Here is a 10,519-nt window from a genome sequence, read left to right on the forward strand (position 1 = left end):
TCTGCGGATCGAGGACGAGCGCCCGGAGCGCAGCCGGATGCTCACAGGTCAGCGTCGATTTTTTCATGGCCGCGCGTCGAGCACGCCCCGGCCGCACGGGGGTCAGATCGCGTTCCTGCGCCGCCGGGGCGCGGGGGCGTTCACGCGGGCCGGTGGGGCGGACGCTCGGCTGTGCTCGGGAGGGGCGAGGCGTGGTTTCATCAGGCTGGTACACCCTCCCTGTGCGTCGCTGCCTCTTGATTCAGGAATCGGAAGATCAAATTGACGATGGCAACCAGTTTTTTCTCCACGAGCGCATTGATCCTTTGAACGGTGCCAGGATCGACATCCTTACCCGTGATCTCTCTCACGTTTCGCTGCCAGACACCGGCACCGAAGTAACTCTGATCCAGCCGCTCGATCCGCGCCCTTACCTCGGTCTTGCGGTCGACGGGAGGGGCGTTGCCCGCGTTCGCGTCATTGACGAGCGGCGTCAGCACATTGATCAATTCATCGTTCCGACCTCCGGCCGCGGTGTTCTCTGATGTCGTGTGGCGGCCCGAGTGCGGGACGGGGCCCAATGTCCTTCGCGCGGCAGCCAGCAGGCGAAGGCCCTCCTTGATCTGTCCGCCGCCGCCGACCCCCTCAAGGGTGCCGACCATCTCGTTGTAGATCGTGCCTTCCGTGTCCCGCGGGAGGCGGTAAAATGTATTTGGCTCGATGGGATAGCTCGTGAGGATCTGCGGGTCCTCGGCGATCTCGTCGCGCAGCTGCATCTCTGCTCCGTAGACGGCTTTCAGGACTCTGCGCATCAGGTCCGTCACACCGCCGGTCGTCAGGTTGTAGCCGAAGGTCACGAAATGCGCCTCGATCCCCTCATATTCGGGCTTCGACTCCTCCTCGCCCAGCGCCTCCATGGCCGCGCTATTCGCATCGTTCGGGTCCACGAACCGCATGTCGTCGTCTCCCAATTTTCGCCATACAAAGTTGTGATTCCTCTCCAGCTGATCTCTGATCCTGCCAGCCTCGGGGCTCGCCGCGGCCTCCTTCCGCAAGGTGGCGAACGGCACCGCCTCTCGGATGTTCCCCTCTGTCCCTCGATCCCACACCAGGGTCCCGATGCTGACGGGCGGCCCGCGCCACCCGTTGAAGACGTTGGCGCGGATCCTGTCCAGATCCTTCTCGACCGGTTCGTGCCTGTTCCCCTCATACGGCTTGTTGAGCATGACCGTGAGGCCGAGGTCGTGAGGGTCCGCCTCGGTGCCGCCGAAGCGCACAACGAGATCGTTGAACCCCTGCCCCGGGATCGCAATGGCTTCGTACAAGATCGCTCGCTGCTTCTTCGGGTCCTGAGGCCATTTCTCGGGATCCGTGCGCCCCCAGGCCACTTTGCCGTAATCGCGGTAAAACCTCCGCTGCCTTCCGTTGATGTGGTAATTGCCTGGCTCCCTGGGGCCGGTGGCTTCGTCCGGAGTTCGTTGCGCGACCAGCGGCGAGCGCTGCAGAGGGCTACAGGCCAGGCTGCTTTGCGGGGCGCGCGTGCCCGATGCAGGGACTTGGTCCCCCCGCGCCGCCTTGGCCCCCAGCGCATCGGCCTCTGTCTCGAGCGCCGGGTCATCATTGATCGCCACCCCCGCGATCGTCGTGGTGGGCCTGACCCTCCCGGCCCGTTGCTGCATGACGTGCGCGAGCTCGTGCCCGAGCAGCGCCTGCCCCGCCCGCGTCTCCGGCGCCCAGCGCCCCGGCGCCACGTGGATCTCGCTCCCCTGCGTGTACGCCACCGCCCGCAGGGCCGCCGCCCGCGTCGAGCCCTGATGCACCCGCACGCCGGAGAAATCAGCCCCGAACGCCGCCTCCATCTTGGCCTTCACCGGCGACGGGATCCCCGTGGAATTGACGCCGCGGCCCGGTCCGCTCCCGGTCCCCACGCCGGGCCCAGCCGCCTTCGCCGCAGCCGCAAAGAACTCAGCCCCGAACGCCTGCTCCAGCGCCGCTCGGGTCGACGCGGCCGGCGGTCGGGGCAGCAGCGGCATCGCCCTCCCCCGCACGAGCAGCGGCGCCGGAGCGCGGGCCCCCGACGTGCGGGTGGCGTTCCCCGAGGTCTTCGGGCTGGACCGGTCAACGGCGATTTGCATGAGACTCTCCTCGGCGCGGGCACTGAGACGAGGCGGCCCCGCGCGTCACCGCCGTTCCTGATGACCTTGAACTTGTCGAGGGGCGGCGTCTTCTCCACGTGCACGCGCTTGCTACGGCTGGATAGTGTCGCGGGATCTCTTGATCGCTTCCTCGATGTACTGCACCTCCTTCTTGGAGATGTTGGCGCCTGTCTCCAGGGGTTTGAACGTGGCTTTCCCCTGGGGCTCCGGGACGTTCTTACCCGCGGACTTGACGAGCTTCCATTCCATCTGGATCGTTTCGACCTTGTGCTTTGCATCGCGGTCGGGATTTCCGACCGACCAGTGTACCTGGAGATGGTCGTAGTTATCGTTTTTGCCGGCCTCGGTGGCCAAGATTCGGACGTTAGACTCGAAAGGGATCATATGGGTATTGGCGTCGCGGGTGCCGACCACCAGGTTGGTGCCGTCGGTGGCGCCGCCGAGCCCTGCGCCGCGGACGTGGAGCCACTCCCAGCGTTGCTGTTGGTACCGTGGCACTCCGGCCAGCCAGGCGTAGCCCGTGGCGTTGGTGTTCGCCATGTTGGCGTATTGACCTTGTCCCCGGTCCTTCGGCACCGGCGTGTCCTTGAAATCCGCGCGCCAGTTGGTAGCGCCGAGCGGCTTCAAGATGTTTTCCACCTGGGTGAGCAACCCAGGCCCAGGGGGAGGTCCGGCCTGTTTGTTGCCCAAGACGACCCTGCTCCCCGCGGCCTCGGTCCTGACTCTCGAGTCGGCCTTGAACACCGCCTTGGCGTCGGTCAGTCGCTCGGTGTCGATCTCGATGTCCTCGATGAAGCTGTTGTCTTGCTGCTTCCCTGCGCTCGCGGTGCCAGCGTTGAGCACCTCGACATCCATGGCGTGGGCGCGACCGGCGGCGCTGAAACCACCGGCGTTGACGGGAAAACTCGTTTTGATGTTAACGAGCAGACGATTGACTTTTCGTGCCTTTTCCTGCATCTCGTCCCAGTAGTCTTCCTTGTACATGTGCGAGCTCTGACCCTGAGCGCTCGCTTGATTCACGTGGCGGGAGGGCCTTTGGCCCTGAGGGCGCTCAGCTACGTTCGCGGCGTCGTCGCGAAGCTTCTTCGCGTCATCGAAGCCGTCCTTGGCAGCCTCGACCCACTCATTGAGCTGTTCGAGATCATCCTTATCGTCATCGCTGTCGAGGGTCGGGCTAACCTGCTCGGTGTGCGCGGTGATCTTTTTCAACTGCTCCTCGATCGATTCGAGGAGCTCGTCCATCTTTTCTTTCAGACCCTCTACTTCCGGTTTCCTCTTCACGCGCTGGATGACTCCCGTGATGGCCCTCTGGACGAGCGGCGCGGTTGTGCCGCGCGATGGTCCGGGCTGCAGCTCCGCGCGGCTCCGGTCTTGCTGGACGGCGCGCTCCCCTGCTGCGGCCGCCCTGGCTCCCAGCGTGTCCGCCTCCGCCTCCAGCGCCGGATCATCGTTGAGCGCCACCCCCTTGTACTGGGCCGTCGCCTGTACGCGCCCTTCTCGCTGCTGGACCACGTGCGCGAGCTCGTGCCCGAGCAGCGCCTGCCCCGCCCGCGTCTCGGGCGACCAGTGCCCCGGCGCTACGTGGATGTCGCTCCCCTGCGTGTACGCCACCGCCCCCAGCGCCGCCGCCCGCGTCGAGCCTTGATGCACCCGCACGCCGGAGAAATCAGCCCGGAACGCCGCCTCCATCTTGGCCTTCACCGGCGACGGGATCCCCGTGGAATTGACGCCGCGGCCCGCAGCCGCAAAGAGCTCAGCCCCGAACGCCTGCTCCAGCGCCGCTCGGGTCGACTCGGCCGGCGGTCGTGCGGGCGGCGTCGTTCTCCGCTGCACGAGCGGCGGCGCCAGAGGGCGGGCCCGCGACGTGCGAGCGGCGCTCTGCGAGGTCTTCGGAGTGGACCGGTCAAGAGCGATTTGCATGAGACTCTCCTCGGCGCGGGCGGAGAAACGAGGCGGCCCCGCGCGTCACCGCCAATCGTGCGATCAACGAAGCCGCGGTCACCACTCCACAGAGAGCGGCGCCTCCATCCAGGGCTGCTTCACCCAGCTCATCCCCCAGGGAAACCGATCCAGCACCACGTCGTACGAGGCCCGCTCCACGCGGAGGAGCCACGCGCCGTCACGGGCAGAGAGCGCGCCCTTGCGAATCAAGAACGAGCCACGGAATCCGGCGATCGACATCTCCCCCAGGATCGGCGCGCTCGCGATCGCCGCCGTGAGCAGGTTGAGGCACTCCTCGGCCTCCGCCTCGCTGACCGGAGGACCGAAGTCGAAGACCTCGGTCATCGCCATGCCAGTGAGCGTTCGGGCCAGGGGAAGCTGGTACTCGGCCGGCTCGAGATCCCCTGTGCAGAGGTGCTGGAGCAGGCCGGCCGCGCGGTGGAGGGCGCGTCGATCCTTGAACTGCGTGTCGGCAAAGAGACCCAGGCGCTCGAACAGGTGCCCGAGGAAGGGCCAGAGGACCACCAGCCCGGCGTTGTCCACGTAGACCTCGTCGGCGTCGCCGTACGCTGGATCGACGGACAGCCCCTGGTCCGCGGCCGCGGCCCCCGGATCGCTCGACCGATGCTCTCCCCGCGCCTCGCGGACCGGCCTCTCTACGACCGCGCCGGGACTCTGCCCGACCATCCCCAGCGCGCCCGGCCAGGCCGATGGACTCGGCCCCAGAGGCGCGTGCAGCCCCGAGAGGAGAGACCGGAGGGACACGCCGGCCTCCAGCGCGATCCGGGCCAGCGCGTCGCGAAAGAAGCCCACCCGCCCGTCGCTCGGGCTCTCCTCGAGGCACGCAGTCCGCAGCGCGCCCGTCCAGACGCACGCCCGGAAGCCGTCCGGAGTGGCCCCAGCGACCGCCCGGTGCGCGCGCAGCAAGGCGACGAGCTCCACCGGGACCGAAGGGAGGTCGGCTCGCGAGGACGCCACGAGAGCGTCGAACAGCGCCCAGAGCTGCGCGTCGCGGCTATGGCGGACGATCCTCGTCAGCGCGCCGCCTTCGCGCTCGAGCGCCCTGATCAACGCCACGAGCGGGCGCGCCGCGCGCTTGAGGAGCAGCCCCAGGGTCTCGTCCAAGAGCCGCGGTCGCGTGCTGTCCGCCCACCAGGGGAGCGCGCCGGTGCGGGCGAAGGACGCCACGAGCTCCAGCCGGGAGATCACCTCGGGATCTCCGCCCCGGAGCGCGGTCTCCTCGTCCGCCTCGCGGAGCCGAGCGGCCAGGCCCTCGCGCAGCAGCGGACCGAGCTTGTCGACCAGATCGCGCTCGAGGTGGTCCGGGTCGATCCGCCCGAGATCCACCTCGACGAGCGCGACCCGCTGGAGGCGGTCTGGAGCGCCGAGCTCGGCGCAACACCGATCGACGACCGCCTCGAGGCGCCGGGCATGGACGCGGCCCAGCTCGGCTTGCAGCCGCCACGCCGCCTCGTGATCCTGGACGGTCACCTCCAGGACCTGCCGGCGGATCCGATGCCGCGGCGCGGTCACGGCTCCGTCGCCGCGGGTTCGGGGGCAGCGCCCTGCTCGCTGGGCGAGCTCCCATCGGTGACCTGGGTGATCGCCACCGATCGCTTGGCGACCCACCCGATCCCGGTCCGGGCCTTGATGGCCATCACGTCCACCGCGCCGCCGAGGGGCAGCGGCGCGATGTCCACCACGGGATCGAGCGGGCGCGCGTACGCCGGCTCCAGGGCCGGAGGCGCCGACGGATCCCGCGTGATCACGAGATCCATCTCGACCCGGAGCCCCCGGCGAGGAACCTTGTCCGACCCCTCCGGCTCGGTCGCCGCGATGCCCTTGTTCCTCGACGGGTCCCGCTCGTCGCGCCGGTGGAAATACGCCGGCAGGCCGAGCTCACCGGCCTCGTTGCTCGGGTAGAAGTGGTAGAAGACGCCGGGTTGGCCGCCCGAGACGAGCAGCGTGCCGCTCGCGCCGTCGGCGTTCGCCGCGATCTGCAGCGCGAGCGGGGGCGCCGGCTCCGGCCTCACCAGGACGACCGCCGCCTGCTCGAGCTGCACCGCCGACTCGAGCGGCGCGCCGGCCGCCGCGTGGATCTTGCGCGCCTGCACCACGACGATGCTGTCGTCCAGGAGCGGCCCCACGCCGAGCTCGAGGACGCCGCCGTTGCCCGGCGCCGCGTCCCCGTGCTGCGCGGAGCCGGCCGGCGCCTGCCAGACTGCGGGAGGCCGCGGGGTGTACACCTCGACGCCGGACGTGCCGGGGACGGCGATCGCCACGAGGGCAGACCCCGCGTCGGGCACGAAATCGACCGTGGAGAGCGCGCGGACGTGGGCGCTGTAAAGCGCGCTCGGCTGGCTCGCGGCGATGGTGATGGTGGCGCTGCCCTGCGGCAGGACCGGTGATCCGACGGCCGACACCGCGAGCTCCCGATCGGCGCGGACCGCGATCGGCAGCTCCGCGGCGAGCACCGCGTGGAGCGGGGCGCGCCCTTCGCTCTCGTCGAACGTCCTCTGGACATCGACGCGGATCACCGTGTCTTCGGTCACCCGGCTGGCCGTCAGCGTGATGGCGCCGTCCTTGTTCCCGCTCACGCGCTCGGGGGGCGTCATGGGGATCGGGCGCCCCGCGCCGTCGATCAGCCCATATGTCGCGCCCGCCTGGCTGCCCGAGACGCTCACCACCACGCGGCTCCCGTGGTCGACGAGGCGAGGCACCTCGGCGATCTCGGGCGTCGAGACAGGGAGATCTGTGGCCAACCCGACCTTCACCGTCGCGGTCTGGAGCAGGAAGGTCTGGCGCGTCAGGGGATCGAGCTTTGTCGCGCGGATCCGGAAGGTCTTGTCCACCCTGTCGATGATCGGCCCCTTGAGGACCGCCTTCTCCCCGGCGCCGTCCACGGAGCAGGCGGGCACCACCGCCGCGTCTCCGTCGAACAACTCGTACCTGACGCCGGACTGGGCGGGATCGATGGTGATCTCGCAGGGGGCGCCGACGTTGACGGTAAGCTGCGCTTCTTGAACGTTCACGTCCCGGATCGGGGTGGTCTCCCCGAGCCCGAGGAGATCGATGAGCCGGTCCCGGGCGCATCGCACGTCGATAGGTCTCGCGGTGGACATGGTTCTACGAGCTCCGCTCCTCCAGGTGTACGCCCAACGTCGCGGCGAGGACCTCCCGCCGCTTCTGCGCCCACTGCTCGTGAGCCGTCCGGAATGCCGCCCAGGCGTCGGCCGCCATCCAGAGCACATACGGTGTCAGGTGCGCCGGCGTCTCCGCGCGGAGGGTGTTCTCGACGAGCTGCTTGAACGCTGGATCGCTGAATCGCCCCACCCCGTCGGGGAGGACGAACGTCAATCGCAGCGAGTAGGGGTCCTTCTCCCGCGCGGCCGAGAGCAGCGCGGGCGGCCTGTCCGTGGGCGCGTCCGTCGGCCCGGGGCGCTCCTGCGTCTCGTCGCCCGGCATCGGCCGGAGCAGGATGTGCTCGACGACGGCGATCTCCTCGCCTGCGGCGAGCCCGAGCGTGATGCGGAGCCGCTCCTCCAGCCCCGACATGTTGGCGGGGCCAGCGGGCGCGAGGCCGTCGACCCCCGTCCCCCGCGCGCTGCTGATCCGCGGGTATCGCTGCAAGAGGCGCTGCTTGCGCCGCACGCGCTCCGTCGGAGGGATCGGCGCGGAGGCCGCGTCGTGACCGGCGATCGGCTCCGCGAAGCGGGCGAGGAGGTGATTCAAGAAGCGGTTCTTCCGCTCCAGGGAGTCGACCTCGTCCGCGGTCTCCACGAGGTCGCCGAGCCGGGTCCGGTGCGCTTCGTCGAGCGCGCAGATCTCCTCGAGCCGGAGGCCGGGCTGATCCAGCGCCTGCGTGAAGTACGTCCGCGTGCCGCCGCCGTGGGAGAACAGATCCTTGGCGTGGGCGAGCTGGGCGAACGCGTTGGCGAGGAGCTGATCGAAGAACATCAGGTATGCCGCGAGCTGCCGCGCCTGCGCCTTGCGCGCGGGCGTCGCCGAGTCCGGTAGCCCCGCCTCGCCGACCCCGTAGAGCATCGGGAGGTGCTGCCGTACCGAGGTGTACGCGCCGACGTTCCGGTTGCGCCCCACGGGCACCGCGAGCGCGCTGTCGCCCGCGCCCCAGGGCGCGTCCGGCGCCCTCACCGGCTTCGCCTGGGCGATCACCCTCCCGGCGCTCATCAGGGTGATGACGGATGCATCGAAGTTCATCGTCGGGACCCGGTCCAGGTCGACCGGCAGGGACCACTCTTCCTTGGCGCCGCCGGTCGAGACGCGGATCCGGCTCACCGCCCGCACCGCCGCGATGTCCGTGATCGCGCGCATCAGATCGGAGGTATGGATCACGGCCCGCCGCGTCGCGTTCGCCAGCACCTCCTCGGAGAGGAACCCGCGCTCGAGCCGGGGCCCCTCGAACATCGCCTCGACGCTGGCGCCGGCGCCGAGCCTCTGCGAGAGCGTCGCGAAGCGGACGGGCGGCGCGATCTCGTCGGCGATCGCGCGGCCGATCTCGTTCAGCAGCGCCGCGGGGTCGTCCACCGGCGTGATCTCCACGGTGGCCTCGACCTGGATGAGCTGCGGCTCGAGCACCGTGATCTCGGCGAAGTCCTCGCACAGAGGGCGGTTCTGGTGGAGCCTTCGCGCGACCCTGGCCCTGACCTGGGTGCTCTGGCTGGGCTCCGACGCCTCGATGAGGACGCGGTAGAGGCCGCGCAGGCGGACCGGCTCGGAGGCGACGTCCTTGGACGCGAGGCGTATCTCCCGCTGCGCGGGATGATAGTAGAGCTGGAGCGCGCCCGCCGTGGCCGGCTCGACCCAGGCGTTCTTGACGCCTTCCACGTCGAGGACGAGCCGCCTGAGGTCGGCCGGCGTCACCGGGTGAGAGGTGAGGATCTCCGCCGGCCGGTGGAGGCTCCGGTACGGATCATCCCCGCCGTCGGCGAGCAGATCCGGGATCTCGTACCCGGCGCGGTAGCCGAGATCCGAGAGCGCATAGCAGAGCTGCTCCAGGAGGGTGATCCCCGGATCGTGAGCGTTGAAGTCCGTCCATTGACCGCCCGTCATCCGCTCGATCTGGCGGATCCCCTCTTGGCGCAAGAATTCATAGTCCATCGTGCGACTCCAGTCCTCTCTGCGCGTTCACCCCGCGCCCGCCCGGCCGGCGACCTCGTATCGCCTCACAGCTTCATGATGTAGAAGAGCGCGTGATAAGGAGGTCTGTTCTCGTGTGCCTTCGATCCACCGGTAGCGCGGGTCTTCTCCTCGTATGCGTTCGGGGTGTCCGCCATGGCAAAGGGGATCCGCTCGCCGCTGGCCGCGATATTACCGCCGAAGTTCTGGTCATCTTTGCCCATGCCTGCCAGCGCGGTGTGGTGGTGGCTCGGCATCTCGTCGATGGTCAGCACGTGGGTCGCCTCGCCGCCCTTGGCGCCGAGGGAATAGGCGTTGCCGGCCCCGACGATGAAGCGGTCCCTCAGATCAGGGGTGCCGTTGGCGCCGTCGCAGATCGCCCACCCATCCGGGATGGTCGCGGCGGCCCCGGACCACATGACGATCGTCCCGGTCGGGACCAGGGCGCCCTTGAAGATGGCGCTCTTCGCGGCGAGGATCTCGCCCGTCCCCAGCTTCACGGTGTTGTCCTCGCCGTTGACGGTCGCCACCAGGATCCAGTTGCTCGGCGCCTTGAACTTGTGGCCGTAATTCACGATCCGGAACGTCACCGCGGTGCTGTCCCCCCCGGGCCGGTGGACCGCGTACAGGGCTTCCCAGTCGTTCAAGACAACACCGTCCGCGTCGCAGGCGCGAACCGCGTCGTCCCAGTCCTGGACGATGGACGGGCTGGCGGACGACGCACTGATGGCCACGTGCCCGTCGCTGAACGTCTCTCCTTGCTCTGCGCACATGGCGATGAACCGCTTGGTCCATTTCAGCTTCTGACCGCGGCCGCCCCAGGTCACGGTGCCGCCCCCGCTCAGCGTGTACTGGGCCTTGGCGTAGTCGTTCGGCACCCCGCTCATCACGCCGGTGATCGTGGCCCCGCCCGTGATGGTCAGGGCGCCGTTGATGCCGATGTCTCCGGTCGCGCCCTCAATGAAGAGGCGCTTTTTGCCGTCACCGTCGCCGATGCCGAAGCCCTTCTTGCCGTCGGCTTGCAGGCTCAGCACCCAGGCGGGCTTGGTGTCCGTCGCGAAGCTCTCATAGAGGTGGATCGCCGGCTTGTCGCCGGCCGTCGACGCCGCGATCTGCACCGGCTGATCGGCCGACTTGACGAGGCCGTCGTCCTTCTGGTTCAGCCCCGCGTCGATGAGGTCCCTGAAGTTGCTCTCCGTCGGCAGGGCGTTCTTCACGAAATACGCCTTCAGCTCAGCACGGCTCTTCTTGTTGATTTCCATGGTGTGCGATTGCCTTTCTCACCGAGTGGTCGACACGTCGCCTCG

General features: G+C 69.0%; 6 protein-coding genes. All 6 read right to left on the reverse strand.

Annotated features, from left to right (window positions below):
• Window positions 1-200 precede the first annotated feature (200 nt).
• A complete protein-coding gene (locus tag WMF26_RS26645) occupies window positions 201-2,114 on the reverse strand; it encodes an eCIS core domain-containing protein (protein WP_437994965.1) in 1,914 nt (637 codons plus the stop codon).
• A 111-nt stretch (window positions 2,115-2,225) separates the two neighbouring features.
• A complete protein-coding gene (locus WMF26_RS26650; protein WP_437994966.1) occupies window positions 2,226-4,055 on the reverse strand; it encodes an eCIS core domain-containing protein in 1,830 nt (609 codons plus the stop codon).
• A 78-nt stretch (window positions 4,056-4,133) separates the two neighbouring features.
• Window positions 4,134-5,609 carry a contractile injection system tape measure protein gene (locus WMF26_RS26655; protein WP_437994967.1) on the reverse strand — a complete coding sequence of 492 codons (1,476 nt, stop codon included), beginning with the start codon at window positions 5,607-5,609 and terminating at the stop codon, window positions 4,134-4,136.
• On the reverse strand, window positions 5,606-7,198 hold the full coding sequence (locus WMF26_RS26660; protein ID WP_437994968.1) for a hypothetical protein: 1,593 nt from the start codon (window positions 7,196-7,198) through the stop codon (window positions 5,606-5,608). The genes WMF26_RS26655 and WMF26_RS26660 overlap by 4 nt, the downstream gene beginning before the upstream one ends.
• Window positions 7,199-7,202: 4 nt before the next feature.
• Entirely contained in the window at window positions 7,203-9,194 is a 1,992-nt protein-coding gene (locus WMF26_RS26665; protein ID WP_437994969.1) for a hypothetical protein, read from the reverse strand.
• Between the two features lie 65 nt (window positions 9,195-9,259).
• Window positions 9,260-10,474 carry a hypothetical protein gene (locus WMF26_RS26670; protein WP_437994970.1) on the reverse strand — a complete coding sequence of 405 codons (1,215 nt, stop codon included), beginning with the start codon at window positions 10,472-10,474 and terminating at the stop codon, window positions 9,260-9,262.
• Window positions 10,475-10,519 lie beyond the last annotated feature (45 nt).

The sequence above is a fragment of the Sorangium sp. So ce185 genome (assembly GCF_051526825.1).
Classification (GTDB): Bacteria; Myxococcota_A; Polyangia; order Polyangiales; family Polyangiaceae; genus Sorangium; species Sorangium cellulosum_D.

Bases quoted from the DNA above. Each gene is read 5' to 3' on its own strand.
- WMF26_RS26665 (WP_437994969.1), bottom strand. From the start codon at position 9,194: ATGGACTATGAATTCTTGCGCCAAGAGGGGATCCGCCAGATCGAGCGG.
- WMF26_RS26660 (WP_437994968.1), bottom strand. From the start codon at position 7,198: ATGTCCACCGCGAGACCTATCGACGTGCGATGCGCCCGGGACCGGCTC.
- WMF26_RS26650 (WP_437994966.1), bottom strand. From the start codon at position 4,055: ATGCAAATCGCTCTTGACCGGTCCACTCCGAAGACCTCGCAGAGCGCC.
- WMF26_RS26670 (WP_437994970.1), bottom strand. From the start codon at position 10,474: ATGGAAATCAACAAGAAGAGCCGTGCTGAGCTGAAGGCGTATTTCGTG.
- WMF26_RS26645 (WP_437994965.1), bottom strand. From the start codon at position 2,114: ATGCAAATCGCCGTTGACCGGTCCAGCCCGAAGACCTCGGGGAACGCC.